We start from the raw sequence: 20,561 nt of genomic DNA, 5'->3' as shown, positions 1-20,561 counted from the left end.
GCAAGGTCTTCTGCTCCTTGCTTGTTTAGAGTTTAACACAGGGTCCACCGGTAATTGTGTGAAAAATATGGAAAACTGTGTGAACAGGCCATTTTCAGGCCAGATTCAGGGGAAAAGAGGGGCAAACTACCTGGAATCAGCCACCCGTCTCCCACCTGGACCCCAATTCCTGCCACTTTGTGAAGAAAATAACAGTCAACACCGCCTCCAGCCACCTTGCAGGTAACCGCTTTCAGGTGTTTTGTGGCCAAAGTGTGTGCAATTTATGGTGACGTATGACGGATTTGCCTGCAATCAGGCATCCGGTTTATGGAGGAGCCGCGGATACAACAGGTCGATGGCGGCTGCCCCCAGGGGCGCCGTGACCAGAATGGCCAACACAGCCACTGTCAGCACGGTCTGCCCGCAGGCAAGACCCATGGAGAGCGGAATCGCACTGATGGCTGCCTGGACAGTGGCTTTCGGAAGATAGGAGACCACGGAAAACAGCCGTTCTTTCCAGTTCAGGGAAGTGCCTGTCAGGCACAGCAGCACACCGCCGCTCCGGCACAGGAGACCGGCGGCAATGAGCAGCAGGGAGGGCCCCAGGGCATGGGCAGCGTACGTCAGCTGAATGGCTGCCCCGATGAGGGTGAAGAGAAAGATCTGCGCGGCCGTCCAGAGCGAGTCAAAGGAAGCGCCGAGGCGTCTGGCAGCAGGCGGATCCAGGTGACCCGCCACCAGGGCGGTGGTCATGACGGCAATGAGTCCGGAGAATCCGACAGGTCCAGTCAGGGCATCCTCCAGGGCATAGAGCAGGGCACCGGTGGCCAGAAACACGATCAGCCGGGTGATCACCGGCGTCCGGACTCTGTGAAACACGCGGACAAAGAGAATTCCCAGAAGGATTCCGCTCAGGATCCCCAGGACAATGGAGGTGGGAATCCGCAGCAGCATCTGCCAGTGAAAGCCGCCCTGGCCGGCCATGGAGGTGAAGATGCTGAAGAGCACGATCACGAAAATGTCGTCTGCACTGGCGCCAGCCAGGATCATGGGTGCAATGGCTTTGTCCTGGCCGTATCCGGACTTCATGACCGTCACCATCCCGGGAACGACCACGGCGGGACTGACAGCCGCAATCACGGTACCGAGGATGGCGGATTCCAGCAGGGACAGGCCGAACACAGGAGGCCCCAGGAGCAGAAATGCCAGAATTTCGCAGGTGGCGGGAACAAAACACAGGAGGAGTGCCGGGCGGCCGGCACGAATCAGGTCCTCTGTCCTGAGACTCAGGCCTGCGCGAATCAGGATGACGAGAAGTGCAATTTTGCGGATGGATCCGGAGATCTCCAGCATGGCGGGGTCGATCCAGTTCAGGACGGCGGGCCCGAGCAGGATTCCCGCCAGCAGCATCCCGGTCAGCGGCGGGAGTCCGATGTGTTTCATGATCCGGGTGACGAGAACCCCGGACAGCAGGATCAGTCCGAAGGAAAGCAGCATGTTGTTCTCACTCCTTGCAGCCGGTCAAACCGGCAGGCTGACTGTATTGTACAGGAGCCAGGGCCTGACGCCCAAGGTTTCCCGGCAGAAGGGGACCGGTGCAGACCCGGAATGCGGCTTGCGGCAGCTTAACAGATGGACGTATCCATATATTAAGGAAAGAAAGTCCGAAGGAGGACAATCCAGCAGGGCATGCAGACCGGCTGTCTTGGGATCTGAGGATGCAGGAGCGGGCGGCGGGCACAGGTAAGGGCATACAGCCGGTGGCTGTGTGACAAATTTCTGCCCTTGCACAGAGGGCGCAGCCAGCCGCTTTGTGCGTGCTATAATGGTACGCGACAAAGAGGATTCAACATGATCAGAAAAACCATCCGGGACCTTGCGGCCATGGCCGGCGGGGTCCTGATTCAGGATACAGGCGCAGTTGTCAAAGGCGCCGTCACAGACTCCCGGCAGGTCGTGCCCGCGTCTTTGTATGTGCCGGTCATCGGCGCCCGTGTCGACGGACACGACTTCATCGCACAGGCGGTGCAGGCAGGGGCGGCCGCAGCCCTGTGGCAGAAAGACCATACACCGCTGCCGGCAGACGTCCCCCTCATTCTGGTGGATGACACCGTGAAGGCACTCCAGAACATTGCCCGCGCGTATCTGCACGAACTGCATCCGTATACCATCGGCATTACGGGATCCAATGGCAAAACCAGTGCCAAGGACATGATGAAGGCTGTCTTCTCGCGGCACTGTGTGACGCAGGCCACGCCGGGCAACCGCAACAGCGAGATCGGGCTGCCGCTGACGATCCTGGAATTCGATCCGGGGATCGAGGCGGCGGTGCTGGAAATGGGCATGGAAAACTTCGGGGAAATCGAAACCCTGGTGGACATTGCTCCGCTGGATGCAGCGGTGATCACGTCCATTGGCAGCGCCCATATGGAGAACCTGGGATCGAAGCAGGGAATCGCACAGGCGAAGATGGAAATCCTGCGGGGTCTGCGCCCCGGCGGAACGTTCCTGTATCTGGCGGATGCCCCGGAACTGGCCGTGGAGCTGCAGAAACCGGAAACGCGCCGGTTCATTGAGGAAAACGACATCACCGTCATTCCCTTTTCCCGCAGGGACCTGCACCATGTGAGCGTGGAACAGGGCCGCATGGCCTTTGAGTGGAACGGAACCCCCTGGCGGCTGAATGCCCTGGGCAGCTTCCAGTGCGTGAATGCTCTCCCTGCCCTGATTCTGGGGGAAACCCGCGGGATTTCATCGGCAGACAGACACCAGGCACTGGAAACCCTGGTGATGACCGGCATGCGCACGGCGCTGCAGCCGGCCGGCCGGGCCCATGTGCTGGATGATTCCTACAAGTCCAATCCCGAAAGCGCCATTGCGGCGCTGGATATCCTGGTATCCCTGCCGGGCAGCCATTACGCGGTACTCGGGGACATGCTGGATCTCGGGCCGCAGGAGATGGAACTCCACCGCCGGGTGCTGGACCATGCACGCACTCTGGGAATCGAAGTGTTCACCACCGGTCCGGTGTTCGGGCGCATCGGCGAGTCCTGGCATGAAGACCAGGATGGCCTGTTTGAGGCCGTGAAGCCGCTGCTCGAAGAGGATGCGGTGATTCTGGTAAAGGGAAGCCGGGCGCTGCAGCTCGACAAACTGGCCGGCAGGCTGGAGAAAGAAGGCAATGAACTCATGAAGAAAATCAAACTCGCCGTACTGTTCGGCGGTCAGTCCAGTGAATATTCTGTATCTCTGCATTCTGTGGCCAGCTTGCTGCGGAACCTGAACAGGGACAAGTACGACCTGTCTCTGGTGGGCATCACAAAAGAAGGCCGGTTCCTGGAGTATACCGGGGACATCGACCACATCGAACACGATACCTGGAACACGCCGGAACTCACCACACCCGTGGCCTGGGTGCATGGCGGCTATGTGCGGCCGGAAAGCGATGAGCCGGCGGCGGTGCGTGCACTGGATACGGTGTTTCCGGTGCTCCATGGCAAAAACGGCGAAGACGGGACCCTGCAGGGGCTCATGGAGATCATGAACATTCACTGCGTGGGCTGCGACACCCTGTCTTCGGCCATGATCATGGACAAGGACATCACGCATATCGTCCTGGATGCCCAGGGCATTCCCACGGCGAAGTATGTGTGCCTGAAGGCGGGCATTCCGTATTCCGCCGAAGAGATCCTGCAGGTGATCCCCCTGCCGTGGATCGTGAAGCCCTGCAATGCAGGCAGCTCCTATGGAGTGCACAAAGTGGATACCCTGGCGGAATTCGACGAAGCAGCGAAGGATGCCTTCCACTGGGACGGCCGCGGCAAGATCCTGGTGGAGGAATGCATTCCCGGGTTTGAAATCGGCTGTGCGGTGATGGGAAACCTGGAACCCTTTGCCGGGGATGTGGATGAAATCGAGATCCACGGCGGGTTCTTTGACTTTGCGGGCAAGTATGAAATGAAGGATTCCGCCATTTACTGCCCGGCCCGGATTTCGCCGGAGAAAACAGAAGAGGCCAGGGCGCTGGCCGTGGCTGCCTACCAGGCCATGGGGTGCTCCGGCTTCACCCGGGTGGACATGTTCCTGCAGCCTGATGGGGCGCTGGTGATCAATGAACTGAACACCGTTCCGGGCATGACAGCCACCAGCCGCTACCCGACCATGATGGAAAAAGCCGGCCTCCCCTTTGCGAAGCTGCTGGATGACCTCATTGCACTGTCCCTGGAGAAAGAGGTGGGACAGTGCTAGACACTGCCGGACAGCGGGTATGGACGGAAGTGGACCTGGATGCCGTGGCGCACAACCTGCGCCAGGTCCGGGAACTGATGCAGGGCACGAAGATCATGGGGATCGTGAAAGACGATGCCTATGGACACGGGGCGGTGGAGTGCACCCGGGTGCTGGAAAAAAACGGGGTCGATTTCTTCGGCGTCGCGACGATCGGGGAAGCACTGGAACTGCGTCAGGCCGGCATCCGTTCGGATATCCTGATCCTGGGATGGACCGATCCGGACCAGGCTGCACTGCTCGCAGAGCATGACCTCATCCAGACAGTGGTGGATGTCCCCTATGCCAGAGAGCTGAATGCCCGGGGCCTGAAGCTGCGGACGCATGTGAAGGCAGATACGGGCATGAACCGCATTGGCATTTCCTGGCAGCCGCAGAAAAAGGACCTGGATGGATTCTTTGAGGTGTATGCCATGAAGAATCTCTCCAATGAAGGGATTTTCTCGCACTATCCCGTGAGTGATGACCTGGGGGAAGATGCCATGGCCTTCACCGGGCGCCAGACCACGATGTTCCAGGAGCTGGTGAGCATACTGAAGGAAAACGGCATCGATCCGGGCCTCGTGCATATCCAGAACAGCTACGGGATCCTGAACTACGGGGACATGGGCTTTGACTACTGCCGGCCGGGGCTGCTGTACATGGGCGTCACCAGCAATGATGCCATTCCGGTGGTCAATGACCTGGACTTCATTCCGGCACTGTCCCTGCGCACGCGCGTGGAAATGGTCAAGGACCTGCAGCCGGGGCAGACGGTGTCCTATGGCCGCCATCACGAGGTGCAGCAGCCGGAAACCATCGCTTCGCTCGCCATCGGCTATGGCGACGGACTGCCCAGGCTCATTTCCAACAAAGACCTGACGGTCCTGGTCAACGGACAGGAGGCCCGGCTCGTGGGCAACATCTGCATGGATCAGTGCATGGCGGATGTCACGGGCCTGGACGTGAAGCCCGGGGATGTGGTGACACTGATCGGTGAAGATGGCAGAAAGCGCGTGACGGTGGATGCGATCACCCGGTGTTCGGAGTCCATCAACAATGAGACGTTCTGCCGCCTCACAAAACGGGTGCCGCGGTTCTTCACCGGAACCGGCGATCCGGATGCGGTGAGAAAACAGGCAGCGGACCAGGAGGATGCAGATGGCGGGCACTAAACGGCAGTACGGCGCCATTGACATTGCGCGCTATGTCTCCGCCCTGCTGGTGGTGGCGATCCATGTCTACCCCTTTGTGGACATGTCACCGGTCTTCAACCAGTATTTCATCGCCATTGTATGCCGGCTCGCGGTTCCGTTTTTCTTCGTCGTGTCCGGATACTTTTTCTTCCGGAAAATCCGCCGGAGCGAGACAGAAGAAAACCGGGAGAAGCTGAAGGACTACCTTTGGCGCATCGGCAAGATCTACCTGATCTGGACGGTGATCTACCTGCCCTACACCATCTGGAACTACGCCTCGGTGGGGTTCTCCTGGCAGTCGATTTTCTCCTGGGTGCGGGATTTCTTCCTCAACGGATCCTATTACCACCTCTGGTTCCTTCCGGCCATGATGCTGGGCATGGTCATTGTGTGGTTCCTGTATGAAAAGCGCGGCATGATGTTCACGCTGAAAGTGAGCCTGGGGCTCTATGTCGTGGGGTACCTGATCAACATCTACGCCCCGTACTGGGAGACGCTGCCCTATGTGTCCATCCTGTACGGCTTTTTCCAGAAAACCCTGGTGACAGCGCGGGACGGTTTCTTTTTCGCGCCCATGTTCCTGTCCCTGGGGCTGCTGCTCGCAAAAACCAGGCGGGTGCGTGCAAGGGCGGCGGGTACTGCATTTGCCATCTCCATGGTGCTGCTTGTGGGAGAAGTCGCCATCTATGGAAAGCTGGGGATCCTGGAGGATCTGTCCTGTATGTTCCTCATGCTGATTCCGGCGGTATTCTTTCTCGTGGACTGGCTGCTTGTGCTGCGGGTTCCCTGGAATCCCGGCTATCGCACACTGCGCCAGGACAGCCTGCTGATCTACACCAGCCACATTCTCTTTGCGAGGATTCTGCTGATGATTCTCCCCGGGGCCCATCTCGCGGTGTATTTCCTGACACTGGCCTGTGCCCAGGGCTTCGCGTTCCTGGTCACGGCGAACATGAAGCGATGGCCCATCCTGCGAAACCTGGTTTAGGCCGGGACTGCAGACCTGATATCCATAGTCCGGAGGCGTGCCCTCCGGTTTTCTGATGGCCGGGTAAAAAAGGGCAGGGGATTGCCCGGTCAGCGACACCAGGGTGAAAACATGGACACAGTGCCGGATACCGGATCCCGGAGGCCGCACATCCGGGGATTGAATCATTTGTGACCCGGCGTGCCGGACATCCCGCTATGCGGTTGTCCGGGTGGTCGAGTACACTGGAGTGGTACCCTGGGCAGGCCAGGGTGGCCGGCCATGGCAGCGGCAATGGAAAGAGAGGCAGACACATGCTGAGAATTTCACAGGTGAAAACACGGGACACAGACAGACGGTCCATCGAACATGCACTGATGAAAAAACTGGGACTGAAAAACGGGGATTTGAAACACTGGACCATTTACCGCAGATCCGTGGACGCCAGACACCATGATGTGACCTTTTCCTGGATCATTGATGCCCAGCTCCGCAATGAAGCCAGACACCTGATGAAAAAGGATGTCCGGCCGACGCCGGAGAAACCGGCCCCGTTCCGGCCCAAAGGCGTCATTGCCCTGAAGACCCCTCCGGTCGTGGCGGGGTTCGGGCCGGCCGGCATGTTTGCGGCTCTGGACCTTGCAGAACACGGGTACCGCCCCATTGTGCTCGAGCGGGGACAGAAAATCGAACAGCGCCGGCAGGACGTGGATCATTTCTGGAAAACCGGAGAGCTGGATCCGGAATCCAATGTCCAGTTCGGTGAAGGAGGAGCCGGGGCATTCTCCGATGGCAAGCTGACCACCCGCAGCCGCGATCCCCTGGTGGATGAGCTCCTGGAGACCTTGCATGCCCATGGGGCGTCTTTGGACATTCTCGTGGATGCCTATCCGCACATTGGCACGGATGCCTTTGAGGCCATCATCCAGAGCATCCGGCGGCGGATCCTGGAACTCGGGGGCGAGATCCGCTTCGGGGCCAGGCTGGAGGAAGTGAAGATCGAGGACGACAGACTGACGGCAATCAACGTCAACGGCCGGTGGGAACCCTGTCAGGCCCTGATCCTGGCACTGGGGCATTCGGCAAGCGACACCCTCCGCCAGCTGCATGAAGACGGCATTCACATGGAAAGCAAGCCGTTCCAGGTGGGAGTCCGGATCGAGCATCCCCAGCGCTTCATCAACGAGGCCATGCTCCATGATTTCAAGGACGATCCCCGGCTGATTCCCGCCCGGTACACCCTGACGGCTATGGCCGACAACGGAAAGGGCATCTACACCTTCTGCATGTGCCCCGGCGGCTATGTCATTGCCTCCAGTGCCCAGCCCGGCCAGCTGGTGGTCAACGGCATGTCCTATGCCGACCGCGCGGGTGAGAACGCCAACAGCGCCCTGCTGGTGCAGGTCAATGAATCTGACTACGGACCGGGGCTCTTTGACGGCCTGGCCTATCAGGAGGAAATCGAGAAACGGGCCTTTGCCCTGTCGCCGGACTACCGCGCCCCGGTGCAGAAAGCCGCGGACTATCTCGAGGGTGTCGTCAGTGAAAGCCTGTCCACCAGACCGACCTATGAACCGGGGACCGTTCCGGCGGATCTGAACACACTGTTTTCCGATGAAGTCAACCACGCCCTGCATCAGGGGCTGCTGGATTTCGAGCGCAAGGTTCCCGGGTTCCTGGAGGGCACGATGACCGGCGTGGAAACACGGGCTTCCAGTGCGATCCGGATTCCCCGGGACAAAGTCACGCGCATGGGGGATGAAGGCATTTATCCCTCAGGAGAAGGCAGCGGCTATGCAGGCGGTATCATGACGAGTGCCATTGACGGGGTGAAGAGCGCCCGGGCACTCATGGACCGCTATGCGCCTTGTGTACAGTCTGATACAGAATGAGGTCTGTTTTCAGCGATTATGGACAACTGTCTGGCTGAAAAGGGCAGTTTGATTCCGTTCATGGTTCATGCCCGCTATAATGAGATAAACAAGTTTAGAAGAAAGAAAGGAGTATGAATCATGAACATCAGCGAGATCATGGCAGAGACAGGTTCGATCATTGTCGGCCGTGATGCGCATTCGAGAATCATCGTCCGCTCCAAACAGGACGGAAGCATCTGCTGGTACAACAGCCTGGAACGGGCTGCGAGCCGCGATGCAAGAATCCGGGACCTGCACCTGGACGCAGCAGTTCGCTAGAAGAGCATCACGCCGGAGAATGAATCCGGTCTCAGATACACACAAGCCCCCGCGGTGCATTCTCCATGTGCTGCGGGGTTTTGCATACACAGAGTGGCCCTTTCGGACATCCGGCTGTAAAGCGGTTTCTCTTTCCTGTTCCGAATGCCTGCCGGACCATGGACCGGCGCAATGGGCATGACAGGACGAAAAACGGAATCATGCTCCTACACTGATACTATGAAACCAATGAGTCTCCCAAAATACGATACAGTTCCGGCTGCCTTTGATGCGGTTGTTTCGCGGTGGCCTGACGAGCTGGCTGTCCTGGACGGTAACAGGCCCTGGACTTTTTCGGAACTGAACGATCTGGCCAATGACATCGCGGGGATTCTGCCAGACGAGCCGCGAATCGGCATCATTCTGGATCATTCCATTCTCATGATTGCCTCCATGCTTGCGGTTTTCAAAGCCGGCAAAGCCTATGTGCCCATGGAACCGGATTTTCCCGTGGAGCGCATCCGCGACATTCTCCAGGAGGCAGAGATCCGGACAGTGATCACACAGAAGGCATACACAGACCGGCTGCTTCCGGATGTGAAGCCCCTGATCCCCACACTGCCGATGGTGCATCATGACTTACGCCAGCCTGCCGTGAGCGGGGAGGATCCTGCCTATATTCTGTATACCTCGGGATCCACCGGCCGGCCCAAGGGCGTCTGTGTGCTGCAGCGAAACCTGATGCACTATGTGCGGGCTTTCCATCATGAATTTCACAATGGGCCGGGGGACATCATGCTGCAGGGATCGGTGTGCACGTTTGACATCTTTGTGGAGGAAGTGTTCACCACGCTGCTGAACGGGGCAGCTCTCGCCATTCCGCATACAGATGAATTCCACGCACGCATGCAGTACTGCGAAGACCACGGCATTACCTTCATTTCGGGATTCCCGTGGCTGGTGGCGCAGATGAACAGCGAAAAGCTCGTGCCTTCCCGCCTGCGGATCCTCATCAGCGGCGGGGATACCCTGCATCACTCCCAGATGGACACGATTGCCGACAGGGTCCCGGTGTACAACACCTATGGGCCTTCCGAAACCACGGTCTGTGCCAGTTACTACTGCGCCAGCGGAAAGCAGCCGCTGGCGGATGGATCCCACCCCATTGGCCGTCCTGTTCTGGGCGCCTCGATGGAAATCCTGGATGAAGCCGGCAATCCGGTACCAATCGGCACAACGGGAGAGATCTGCATCTATGGCAACGGGGTGTCAGCGGGATACATTGGGGACCATACCCGGGAAAACCTGGCGTTTGACCACAACATGTATCACAGCGGAGACCTGGGATATCAGCTGCCGGATGGCAATTTCGTGTTCCTGGGACGCAAAGACCGTCAGGTGATGGTCTATGGCAAGCGTGTGGAGCCGGAGGAAGTGGAAAGCGTGATGGAAAAATGCCCCGGGGTCCAGGAGGCGGTGGTCACCACCTGGATGGATCCGGAGGGCAGCAGCCATCTCCATGGCTGGATCGTGCCGGAACCGGATCCGGAGAATGAACAGACACCTGTGGCAGAGCGGGATGTGACGGAGCGGCTGAAGTCGTGCCTGTCCCGGCATCTGACGCCCTTCATGATTCCGGAGTCCTTTACGGTCCTTGCGTCGTTGCCGCGCACGGCCAATGGCAAGGTGGACAAAGAAGCCCTGGATGCCCTGGGGGAGGACAAAAACACCATTCAGGACCGGGAGGATGGCCAATGATCCGGGAAGCTGCCCCGCGGGATATGGAGACGCTGCTGGACTGGCGCATGGAGGTTCTGGACCATGTGTTCCCGGGCCGGGACCTGTCCGGACTGCGTGCGGCCAGCCGCCAGTATTACCAGGGGCAGCTGGGCAGCGGACATATTGCCTGTTTTGCCCTGGAGGAACCCGGAAATCCTGCGGGAGAGCAGGAGGGGGGAAGTGCCGGAGACTGGAAGGAGCGGATCATCGGCTGCGGTGGCATCTGCCTGCAGCAGGAAATGCCAAGTCCCGACAACCCGTCGGGCCGGTGCGGGTACCTGATGAATATTTATGTGCGGCCAAAGCACCGGCATCAGGGCCATGCCAGGGACATGGTGGACTGGCTGATGGATCAGGCCCGCGCCTGGGGAGCGGAAAAGATCTGGCTGGAGGCCAGTGAAGAAGGGCGCCCATTGTATGAGACACTGGGGTTCACGGATCTGCCGGCAATCATGGCAGTCGAACCAAACAGAACAGACGAACGTCCGGCCACCGTGCAGCCGGCTTGAGGGGAAACAGAACATGATGGAAACAGTGAAGCTTTTTGACGGCAGACGGTTTCTGCTGCGGCAGCAGGAACAGGGAGAGAATCTGCCGCTGGTCGTGTGCATTTTTCACACCCAGGGCACGGAGGTGATTCTCGAAGCGGTGGACCGGCCCCTGAACGTGCTGATGCCGCTGGATCTGGAATGGGACGAGGATCTGTCGCCCTGGGCTCACGATCCGGTGGTGATGAAAGATGACCATTTTACCGGACAGGGACCGGTCTTTGCGAAAACCGTGGCCGAAACGACAGACTGGGCCAGAACACTCACCGGCAGCACGAAGGTGATCCTGGCGGGATATTCCATGGGAGGATTGTTTTCTCTCTTTGCCCCCACGGTTGCGGGTGCATATGATGCACTGGTGTGCGCCTCGGGTTCCGTGTGGTTTCCCGGGTTCACGGAGTATATGAAGACCCATGCCTTCCTGAAACAGCCCGCAGCGATCTGGCTGTCACTGGGGAATAAGGAAACCCGGGTGAAAAATCCCGTGCTGCAGACCACCTGGGACTGCATGGAGGAACTGAAGCAGCAGTTTGAGCAGGAGGGCATTGTCTGCATGCTGCATCAGGATCAGGGCAATCATTTCCAGGATGCGGCTGGCCGGATCGCCCGGGGCATTCTCTGGAGTCTGGAGCAGCTTTGAAGACCGCCATCATTGATGTGGGCGGTGGGATGCAGGCGGCGTTTGCTGCGGGAGTCCTGGCCTGTCTGCAGGATGAGCATATATCCTTCGACCTCTGTTACGGGGTATCCGCCGGTGCCGCCAATCTTGTGAATTTTCTCACCGGTGATATGGAGGCTTCCCGGTCATTCTATCTGGACCCCGAGGCGCGCAAAAAGGTGTTTTCCTTCAGCAACTTCATCACCAAGGGATCCTATGTGGATTTTGACCGAATCTACAATGATTCCGAAAAGCTGACCAAAGCTCTGGATGCCGACAGCAGTCTGACGGTTGTGGCGACCAATGCCTTCACGGGGGATCCTGCCTACTTCACAAAACGGATGCTGGAAAAACACGGTCTGGAGATACTGAAAGCCTCCAGCAGCCTGCCTCCGGCGTGTCCGCCGCATCTGGTGGGCAACATTCCGTACCTGGATGGCGGCATTGCCGACCTGGTCCCGGTGAAGAAGGCCCTGGAGCAGGGGGCGGACAAAATCGTGGTTCTGTCCACCTACCCATTGCAGGAGGAAGCGGATCTGGAAAAGTTTTACAGTGCGGCGCTGCTCTTTGACTGGAAGTATCCGGGGGCGGCAAAAGCGCTGCGGGAAAATGTGATCCGGTACAACGAGGCCGTGGCTCTGGTCAGGCAGCTGGAAGCTGAGGGGAAGCTGTTGTCCATCTACGCCGACGATGATCATGGCGTGCAGGCCCTGAGTCGGGGAACGGCAGGTGTGCAGGAGCTCTGGGACCAGGGATATGAGAAGGGAAAACTGGTCCGGGATTTCCTGGGAGCAGACAGCAGACACAGCTGGTGGAGACGACTGCTTCCGTTCATTCCGCCGAAACCGCCCATTTCGCCCATTCAGAATGATCAGCAGAGCTGAACATTCTGAAACGGCGAAATGCAGGGGTGGAGTACTGTTGCAGATAGTGCCGGAAGCCGGGAAACAGTGCCACGGGAGAAAAGATTGCGATGGGATGAAAAAGCTGCCCGCCGAACAAGGGCAGCTTTTGATTATTTGGAAGACTGAGACTGAAGTTGAGAAGCAAGTTTTTCGTAGGCGCTTCTGTCGATGGATTTCAGAAGATTCAGAACCTCCTGTTTGCCTTCAGCACGACCTTCCATCATACCTTCGGCACGACCTTCGATCATACCCTCGGCACGTCCTGCATCTTTGCCATCAGCGTAGAAAATGTTGTTTTCCTTTTGCATAATTTTGATATCCTCTCTTTCCTTCTTGTTTAAATGGATGCCCTGGCTTTCCAGGTAGGCATAGTCCCGCTCTTCGTGCGGGAGCAGAAAGACGTTGTACAGAACCTTCTGCAGATCTGTGGCGTTCTCCGGGGGAATGCCAAATTCGACGCCCAGGATTGTCGCAACAGGCTGATTGACCAGCTGTTTCATATACTCTCTGTTTTTTTCAGTATACCATTCTCCGGGATTCTCGAAGAATGCCTGCAGAATGCCGTCACCGGCAGATCCGGGAATGACCCGCGGTGGCTGGTCAATCACTTTTCCCATTCGGGGAAAGAACCAGATGGAGAGCAGCTGCGGTCGCTCTTCGTATCGTTTCACCGGCTTGAATGTATCAAGAATTCCATGGGCATAGACATTCTGTCTTGCAGTCATGGAATATCCCGGATGTTTTTCCAGCTGCATTTCATAATGAATCAGAAACCTGGAGACGGGGATGGAGTCCAGTCCAACAAGATTCGCGGATCCCAGAGAGTCGGCGTGCAGGATATGGCCGCCGAAGCTGAATTCTGTGTTTCGAAGGGTGATCACGCGACGGGAATCGCGGTGAAAGCTGTCCACGATGTCTTCCACATCAAGAGCGTGAAAATCCGGGTGAAGCTGTTTGATGAGAAACGCCGCCAGATCGGCGATCTGGATGACCTTCTTGAAGGAACTGTCGTAGATGTTCAATTCGTCAATCATGTCTGTCACTCCTGTCGTTCATTTCACAATGAGTGCGGACCGGATCAGATCTGTGATGTGGAAGCAGCCGGTCATGGCAATGAAGCACAGTTTCCGGTCTATACTCTCTGTAGCGGCGCCTTGGGTAACAACAAGATAACAAGATAAGGGCTAAACAGTCAACTCTGGCTGGTGAATTTGATTAAAATGCCTATATATTGCATTTGGCGTTCACACCGATAGAGAACTTCCTGCCCGCCCCCAGTTTCAGGCGGCATGAAAAGGAGATTCCTGACCCATTTGGCAGCGAGTGTGAACCTCGCCGCCAGATCAGATGCAAACGATTGTGCCTTCTGTGCCCGTCCCCTGCATGGGGCCTGCGCTGTCCGTGCCCCATCGGGAGCCCCCCACCTGACAGCGGCGCATAGCAGGGCCCGGCAGGACGGCCGGCTGTACAATTTCTGGTGCGAAACGTAAAATGAAACTAATGCCGGAGGGAGGAAATCCCGTGCTTTTTCGACCAGACTATTACATTTCCCATTATTCGAATCTTGACCTCGACAGACTTAAACGCCGGGGCATCAAGCTGCTTTTGTGCGACATCGACAATACCCTCGTGGCCTGGAACGACCCGGACAACAACGTCCGCGTGAAGCGCTTCATCAGCAAAGTGAAACGGGCCGGGCTCAAAGTGGCGCTGGTCTCCAACGCCATGCCCAAACGCGCCAGCCGCTTTGCCCGGGACCTGGGGGTGGAAAAAGTGTTCTGCCTGTCCTGCAAGCCGCTGCCCCGCAACCTGAAAAAAGCCATGCGCTTCTACCACGTCAAGCCGGAAGAAACCGCACTGCTCGGGGACCAGCTCATGACTGATGTCCTGGGAGCCAACCTGGCGGGGGTGTATTCGATCCTCACGCACCCCATCACGGAGAGCGATAAATTCGATACACAGATCAACCGGTTTTTCGAGAACCGGATCCTGGATCACTACGAGAAAAAAGGCGTGTTCAAAAGGAGGGAATTCGATGACTGAATACTGCAAGGGATGCGGCGTGCAGCTGCAGAACGAAGATCCCGATGCTCTGGGATACGTCCCGAAACTGGACGCCTCCTATTGCCAGCGGTGTTTCCGCATCCGCAACTACGGGGATGTCACCATTGACATGAAGCAGGGAATCGAGTCCTCGAAGACCCTGGACAAAATCAATGAAGTGGACGGAACGGTGTTCTGGGTGGTGGACCTGTTTGCCTTTGAATCCAACATGATTTCCCGCCTGAACAAAAAGCTTCCCGGCAAGGACATTGTCCTGGTGCTCACCAAACGCGACATCCTGCCGGAGTCCCTGTCGGATGACAAGATCTACGAATTTGTGGACCGCCGGCTGAAGGACGAAGGCATCGAAGTCAGGGACATGCTCATCGTCGGCGGGCTGCTCAAACACGGGGAAATGGCACAGGAATCCATCGAGAACCTGAAAGCGGCCATGGACTATTACCGGAAGGGCGGCAATGTCATCTTCATGGGAACCGCCAATGCCGGAAAGAGCACGCTGATCAACCAGCTGCTCCATTCGGGGGAGCTCACGGTGTCCCGCAACCCCGGCACCACACTGGATCTCATTCCGATCGAACAGGACGGCTGGACGATTTACGATACCCCGGGCATCGAAAACCACCACAGTCTGCTCTCGGTGCTGCCCGCGAAGGAACTCAAGACCGTGATTCCCACCAAGCCCATCCGCCCCTTTGTGTCGCAGATCTACGAAGACCAGTCCTTTGCGGCCGGTGGCCTGGCCCGGCTCGATATCCAGACAGACGGAAAAGCCACCGTGGTGGGCAACTTCTCGCGGAACCTGCCCATTCACCGGGGCAAGCTGGCGAAAGCCGATGAACTGTGGACCAGGCACCTCAACGGGATGCTCTCTCCGGCGGCCGACACCAGTCTGCTGACAATGCACACCTGGCATGCCCCGAAGCTGCAACCGGGTGAAAAAATGGATGTGGACATCGCCGGGATCGGATGGTTTACCGTATCCGGAGATGTCAGGGACATCTATGTAAAGGTCCACAAGGGCGTGGACGTGACGTTTCGAAAGGCGATGATCTGATGATTCTGAATGCATCTCAAAAGAAGACACTCCGTACCCTGGGTCAGGGCATGCCTGCCCTGCTGCAGGTCGGCAAGGACGGACTGAGTGAAAATACCGTGAAAAACCTGGACATCCAGCTCGATGCCCATGAACTCGTGAAAATCAACCTGCTGAAAACCGCACCGCTGGATGCCCGCGAAGCCGCCATTGACCTGGCGGCTGCAACGGGGGCCAATGTGGTTCACATCATCGGGCGGACAGTCCTGCTGTACCGGCCCACGAAGGAAAACAAACTGGGCGTCCGGCTGTGAGTCAGGCGACAGAGAGCCCCGTGCACGTGGATGCCATTCCCTCCCGGTCTGTTGTCAGCCGGGTGCCGGATGTGGCTGACACCCGCCGGCGGGTTGTGCTTCTGGGAGGATCCTTCGATCCGGTGCATGCCGGGCACCTGGCCATGGCCCATGCGGCCCTTGACCAGCTGGAGGCAGATGAAGTGTGGTTCATTCCCGCCAGACAGGCGCCGCTCAAGAGCCGGCAGCTGACCCCGGGAGAGCACCGGAAGGCCATGCTGGAGATTGCCCTGAAAAACGAACCGCAGATGCGGGTGGAAACCTGTGAGCTGGAGCGGGAAGGGGAGTCCTTTACCATTGATACAGTCCGGTACCTGAAGAAACAGTACCCGGACTGTGACTTTACGTTCCTGGTCGGCAATGACCAGGTGGAGCAGTTCCACAAATGGAAGGAAGCGGATGCGCTGGCACGGCTGGTAAAATTCGCGGCGGTGGCCCGGGATGGCAGAAACGTGAAGACGAAGTATCCCATTCACTTCATCCACATGGATCCGGTCCCGGTGTCGAGCACCGAAATCCGGACGGGAAACCGGCTGAACTACGTTCCGCAGGAGCTCCTGGACTATTTCTATGCGAACCGGCTCTACTGCAAGGACTTTGTGAAAAGCCGCGTCCCCGACCGGCGGTATATGCACAGTCTGTCCGTGGCAAGGCTCACGGAGGAATTCGCCCTGGCAGCGGGACTCGATGGACAGCAGGCCTGGCTCACAGGTCTCTTTCATGATGTCTGCAAGGCCATGCCGGTGGACCGCATGCGGCCATGGCTTGAAGCGGTCTGCCCGGAGGAACTTACCATGCATCCAGCTGCGTGGCACAGCTATGTGGGGGCACAGGTGACGGACCGGGTCTTCGGGATCCATGATCCGAGGATCTCCAATGCCATTTTCCACCACGTCAAGGGAACCAGCGACGATCCTTTGGCCATGTGTGTGTTCTGTGCCGACAAACTGGACCCCCTGCGGGGATATGACAGCTATGACCTCATCGATTTGTGCCGGCGGGATCTGAAAGCCGGTTTTGAAAAATGCAGGGCATCCAACCGGGAATACGTGGATGCCCACAGGAAGGATGCAGTATGGACCAACTGACCCGCGTCGTGATCGACGCCATTGAAGACAAAAAAGGCACGGACATCCGTGTCTATGACATGAAGACCCTCTCTCCGTTCATGGATACCATGATTGTCTGCAGCACACAGAACCTGCGGCAGAACAATGCCGTGGTGCAGAGCATCAAGGACAAGCTGAAGGAAGAAGGCCTGGAGTGCGACATGCGTGTGGAAGGACGCCAGGACTCGAAGTGGATCCTGGTGGATCTCAAGGATGTCGTGGTGAATGTCTTCGTGCAGGATGAACGGGACTTCTATGGCCTGGACAAGCTGTACCGGGATGTATTCATTGACCGCACCGAAGAAGCGGACTCCACCGGCGAAGAACCCGGGGCATGAACTACGACATTCTGGCCCGGTACTACGATGCGCTGGTCAAGGACGACGAAGCCACCAGGCACTGGGTGCACTGGATCGGCAGCGCCGGCAGCACCCTGCTGGACTGTGCCTGCGGTTCCGGGGAAATCACCAGACAGCTGGCAGAGAAGTATGAAGATGTCCAGGGAATGGACCTCTCGCCGGCCATGATTGAAGCCGCTGCAGCCAAGGATACGGACCACAAAGTCACCTGGTCCACCGGGGACATGACCGACCTGTCGGGATTTGGCACCTTTGATGTCATCACCTGTCTGTGCGATTCCGTGAACTACCTGGATGAAGCCGGGTTTGTCCGGTGGCTCGACCAGGCATGGACTCACCTGAATCCCGGGGGATACCTGTATTTTGACATGCACAGCCAGGACCGGATCGAAGAATTCAGGGAAGGCTATGCCGAAGCAGGGACCTTTGAGGACGGCACCCAGGTCCAGTGGCTGATTGAAAGCGAAGACAATGTGCTGTATCAGGATTTCGCGTTTTATCTTCCGGATGGCAGGACACTGCAGGAACACCACCTGCAGTACATCCATGATCCGGAGTTTGTCCGGCAGGAACTGGAGAAACGGTTCACGCTGGAAAGCGTCGTGACGGACTTCGACCTGCCGGGGCTGCAGCCGGGGGAAAAGTATTTTTACATCTGCAGGAAGAAGGAGACCGCATGATTGGAATCATAACCGCCATGGACTCGGAAGCCGCGGCGATCAGAAGCGTGATGCACGTTGAAAGCACCACGGAAACCGCCGGCATCGTATTCTGGACCGGCACCATAGAGGGGGAAGACGTGACCCTGGCTCTGGGGGGTGTGGGCAAGGCCCTGGCGGCAATGGCGGCCACGCTGCTCATTGAACTCTGCGACCCGGATTATATCCTCAACGCCGGGGTCGCCGGCGGCCTGCGGGATACGCAGAAAGTCACGGATCTCGTGATCAGCAGCCGGATCATCCAGGGTGACTATGACACCTCGCCGCTGGACGGACCGGAAGGATTCGGAAAAGTCTTCGATCCCGACATCCGGCTCGTGAACCACGCCCGACAGATCCTGGACGAACTCCAGCTCCCGAGTGAACTGGGAGAAGTTGTCAGCCAGGACAAGTTCGTCGCCCGTCCCGAGGATGTGGCGTTCATCCGCTCCCACTGGCCGGGTGCCGCCTGTGCGGAAATGGAAGCCGGAGCCATTGCCCAGGTGGCCCATGCCTTCCGGGTTCCCTTCCTGGCTGTCCGCGCCCTGTCGGATGTGACGGGACATGACGACAACCCCATGGAGTTCGAGAAATTCACGGAAGTGGCAGCGGAAAACACAGCCAGGTTCATCCGGACATGGTGTGCGTGCCTGTGATGGTAAAATAACGGCGGAGGCGATTGATATGAAAATTACAGACAGCGCCAAAGACGTCCTGCAGCAGGCACTGAACGAAACCGGTGCCCACGGACTGCGGGTCGCGATTCAGGAAACATGCTGCGGCAAGAGCCCGGTGATCGGACTGGATGTCTATACAGAAGACGACCAGCCGGAAACAGTCAATGACATCAACATCGTGATCCCCGAAGAAGCCCGGGATGTCGTGGATGGCCTGGAGATCGACCTGGTCAACGGGGAACTCGTTGTGCTGAACACCGTCTGCGGATGCGGCGGACACGGTGACGGCGGGTGCTGCGGGGGACATGGCGAAGGCCATGACCACGACCACGGCGACGGCTGCTGCGGCGGACACCACGAGGGCGGCTGCTGCCACGACCACGAATAGCGGCCGGCAGAAGACAGCCACAGGACGGCTGCAGCGGCTGACAGCCGGTATCCGATCCAGATGAAACCGTCCAGGACGCAAAACCGGATTTTCCGAGAACGGAGATCCGGTTTTTTGAACCCTGCAAAATCCACCCGGAATTCAACCTGTCACGCACTGCATCTGCATCCACCAGTGAACCGCCATCTGGTACAGTGACAGGTGACAGAAAGTGACAGGCGGCCCAGACCGGATGCACCCGCCACAAACGCATCCAGCCACACATCAGATCCCGCCACAGACCCGGATCCATTGTGACGCAGCCGCCCTCACGCATTACACTCCCACAATCTGCCAGGACCCGAAAGGAGACACGATTCATGACCATCCAGCTCCCCCCGAAACTCGCCGGGCGCCTTAAGCCGATCATCCGCCGCCTGCGTCCCGCCATGCGGCTCTTCACCCGCTGCACCAAAGACGAAGTCACCACCCGTGCCGCAGCCCTCGCGTACTACCTCGTGTTCTCCATCTTCCCACTCCTGATCCTCTTCAGCCTCATCATCGGTTCCCTGCACATTGACACCGCCACCATGGATATCCTCCTCGCCCGTGTCCTGCCAAGGGACATGATCGATATGCTCAAGGGCTACCTCGACTACGTCACAAGGACCTTCGACATGAAGCTCCTCATGTTCGCCCTGGTGTTCTCCATCTATTTCCCCTGGCGCTTCATCCGCAGCCTCATGGACGGCATCCGGATCTCCTACCGGCAGGAATCCGAGGAAAGCTTCATCCGGCGGACCCTCAAGCAGATCCTCTGCACCCTGCTCATTCCCCTCACCCTGGCCGCGAGCCTGATCCTCATCATCCTGGGCCACAACGTCATCACCTTCCTCGTTTCCCTGCTTCCACCCCAGACTCTCCGGCTCTCGGATTTCCTTTTGACGCTCTGGCAATACGGCCGTTTCCTCATCGCTGCCGCCATCATGAGCATCGCCCTCATCATCCTCTACCGCTGCTCGATCCCCACCCGCGTCCCCTTCAAGACCCTGCTCCCCGGCATCGTGTTTTCCATCATTGCCTGGGTGATTTCCAGCATCGCCTTTTCCTTCTACGTCGAGAACTTCGGCGACTACAGCGTCATCTACGGCACCCTGGGAGCCTTTGTGATCCTCCTTCTGTGGCTGTACCTCACCGGTCTGATTTTCCTGGCCGGCAGCGAAATCAACGCCCTCTGGTGGCTCCGGGCTTCTCTGCGCGAACGACGGAAGGAACTTAAGACCCTCGCACGGAAACAGGAGACCCAGCCGGATCCTCAGGCATGAAGATCCGGTTTTTTCTGGTGTGCCCGGCATGGCATACATCTAGGTGGTGAAAGTCCACTATGGGAGCGTATCATCGCAACCGCTAACCATTAGCCCAAGGCAAG

At 58.1% G+C, this 20,561-nt stretch carries 20 protein-coding genes; 18 read left to right on the top strand and 2 right to left on the bottom strand.

The genetic code is table 11. The annotated features are described in order from the left end of the window. Positions 1-294: 294 nt before the first annotated feature. Positions 295-1,479, bottom strand: coding sequence for a cation:proton antiporter (locus aalo17_RS11040; RefSeq protein WP_067559495.1), 1,185 nt, complete (start codon positions 1,477-1,479; stop codon positions 295-297). Positions 1,480-1,833: 354 nt separating this feature from the next. On the opposite strand from aalo17_RS11040, the gene murF reads away from it, so the two are divergent. The 9 genes from murF (at position 1,834) to aalo17_RS10990 (ending at position 12,451) form a co-directional block, all read left to right on the top strand. Continuing rightward, entirely contained in the window at positions 1,834-4,230 is a 2,397-nt protein-coding gene (murF, locus tag aalo17_RS13245) for a UDP-N-acetylmuramoyl-tripeptide--D-alanyl-D-alanine ligase (protein ID WP_082743395.1), read from the top strand. Continuing rightward, on the top strand, positions 4,224-5,423 hold the full coding sequence (gene alr, locus aalo17_RS11025; protein ID WP_082743394.1) for an alanine racemase: 1,200 nt from the start codon (positions 4,224-4,226) through the stop codon (positions 5,421-5,423). The genes murF and alr overlap by 7 nt, the downstream gene beginning before the upstream one ends. Then, positions 5,410-6,432 carry an acyltransferase gene (locus aalo17_RS11020; protein WP_067559490.1) on the top strand — a complete coding sequence of 341 codons (1,023 nt, stop codon included), beginning with the start codon at positions 5,410-5,412 and terminating at the stop codon, positions 6,430-6,432. Before alr ends, aalo17_RS11020 begins: the two co-directional genes overlap by 14 nt. A gap of 293 nt (positions 6,433-6,725) precedes the next feature. Further along, the gene (locus aalo17_RS11015) at positions 6,726-8,303 is read left to right on the top strand and encodes an NAD(P)/FAD-dependent oxidoreductase (protein ID WP_067559488.1); all 1,578 of its coding nucleotides are present in this window, start codon (positions 6,726-6,728) and stop codon (positions 8,301-8,303) included. A 120-nt stretch (positions 8,304-8,423) separates the two neighbouring features. After that, positions 8,424-8,603: a hypothetical protein gene (locus tag aalo17_RS11010; protein WP_067559485.1), complete on the top strand. Its 180-nt coding sequence runs from the start codon at positions 8,424-8,426 to the stop codon at positions 8,601-8,603. 219 nt (positions 8,604-8,822) lie between these two features. Next, positions 8,823-10,340 (top strand): amino acid adenylation domain-containing protein, encoded by a 1,518-nt coding sequence (locus tag aalo17_RS11005; protein ID WP_203225823.1) that lies wholly within the window; start codon positions 8,823-8,825, stop codon positions 10,338-10,340. Continuing rightward, entirely contained in the window at positions 10,337-10,870 is a 534-nt protein-coding gene (locus aalo17_RS11000) for a GNAT family N-acetyltransferase (RefSeq protein ID WP_067559479.1), read from the top strand. The genes aalo17_RS11005 and aalo17_RS11000 overlap by 4 nt, the downstream gene beginning before the upstream one ends. 13 nt (positions 10,871-10,883) lie before the next feature. Continuing rightward, positions 10,884-11,549: an alpha/beta hydrolase gene (locus tag aalo17_RS10995; RefSeq protein WP_067559476.1), complete on the top strand. Its 666-nt coding sequence runs from the start codon at positions 10,884-10,886 to the stop codon at positions 11,547-11,549. Next, entirely contained in the window at positions 11,546-12,451 is a 906-nt protein-coding gene (locus aalo17_RS10990) for a patatin-like phospholipase family protein (RefSeq protein WP_067559473.1), read from the top strand. Before aalo17_RS10995 ends, aalo17_RS10990 begins: the two co-directional genes overlap by 4 nt. 131 nt (positions 12,452-12,582) lie before the next feature. Here aalo17_RS10990 and aalo17_RS10985 read toward each other — a convergent pair whose 3' ends face one another. Continuing rightward, positions 12,583-13,506 (bottom strand): FliH/SctL family protein, encoded by a 924-nt coding sequence (locus aalo17_RS10985; protein WP_067559470.1) that lies wholly within the window; start codon positions 13,504-13,506, stop codon positions 12,583-12,585. A gap of 487 nt (positions 13,507-13,993) precedes the next feature. Between aalo17_RS10985 and aalo17_RS10980 the strand changes: the two genes are divergently transcribed. From aalo17_RS10980 to aalo17_RS10940, 9 genes are all read left to right on the top strand, one after another. Beyond that, positions 13,994-14,515, top strand: coding sequence for a YqeG family HAD IIIA-type phosphatase (locus aalo17_RS10980; protein ID WP_236940476.1), 522 nt, complete (start codon positions 13,994-13,996; stop codon positions 14,513-14,515). Then, complete coding sequence (locus tag aalo17_RS10975; RefSeq protein ID WP_067559465.1) at positions 14,508-15,590, top strand: GTPase; 1,083 nt, start codon at positions 14,508-14,510, stop codon at positions 15,588-15,590. The genes aalo17_RS10980 and aalo17_RS10975 overlap by 8 nt, the downstream gene beginning before the upstream one ends. Continuing rightward, complete coding sequence (locus aalo17_RS10970; protein ID WP_145907694.1) at positions 15,590-15,883, top strand: YhbY family RNA-binding protein; 294 nt, start codon at positions 15,590-15,592, stop codon at positions 15,881-15,883. Before aalo17_RS10975 ends, aalo17_RS10970 begins: the two co-directional genes overlap by 1 nt. Beyond that, positions 15,880-17,010 (top strand): nicotinate (nicotinamide) nucleotide adenylyltransferase, encoded by a 1,131-nt coding sequence (gene nadD / locus aalo17_RS10965; protein WP_067559463.1) that lies wholly within the window; start codon positions 15,880-15,882, stop codon positions 17,008-17,010. The genes aalo17_RS10970 and nadD overlap by 4 nt, the downstream gene beginning before the upstream one ends. Next, positions 16,998-17,369, top strand: a complete 372-nt coding sequence (rsfS, locus tag aalo17_RS10960) for a ribosome silencing factor (protein ID WP_075885901.1) — start codon at positions 16,998-17,000, stop codon at positions 17,367-17,369. Before nadD ends, rsfS begins: the two co-directional genes overlap by 13 nt. Further along, positions 17,366-18,070, top strand: coding sequence for a class I SAM-dependent DNA methyltransferase (locus aalo17_RS10955; protein ID WP_067559460.1), 705 nt, complete (start codon positions 17,366-17,368; stop codon positions 18,068-18,070). Before rsfS ends, aalo17_RS10955 begins: the two co-directional genes overlap by 4 nt. Beyond that, positions 18,067-18,744 (top strand): 5'-methylthioadenosine/adenosylhomocysteine nucleosidase, encoded by a 678-nt coding sequence (locus aalo17_RS10950; RefSeq protein ID WP_067559457.1) that lies wholly within the window; start codon positions 18,067-18,069, stop codon positions 18,742-18,744. The genes aalo17_RS10955 and aalo17_RS10950 overlap by 4 nt, the downstream gene beginning before the upstream one ends. A gap of 28 nt (positions 18,745-18,772) precedes the next feature. Then, positions 18,773-19,153 carry a hypothetical protein gene (locus aalo17_RS10945; RefSeq protein WP_067559454.1) on the top strand — a complete coding sequence of 127 codons (381 nt, stop codon included), beginning with the start codon at positions 18,773-18,775 and terminating at the stop codon, positions 19,151-19,153. Positions 19,154-19,512: 359 nt separating this feature from the next. Further along, entirely contained in the window at positions 19,513-20,457 is a 945-nt protein-coding gene (locus aalo17_RS10940) for a YihY/virulence factor BrkB family protein (protein WP_067559452.1), read from the top strand. Positions 20,458-20,561: the final 104 nt, after the last annotated feature.

Origin of the sequence: Faecalibaculum rodentium, from assembly GCF_001564455.1 — a bacterium.
In the GTDB taxonomy this organism is placed as follows: domain Bacteria; phylum Bacillota_I; class Bacilli_A; order Erysipelotrichales; family Erysipelotrichaceae; genus Faecalibaculum; species Faecalibaculum rodentium.
This window is presented reverse-complemented; position numbering and strand designations above follow the sequence as displayed.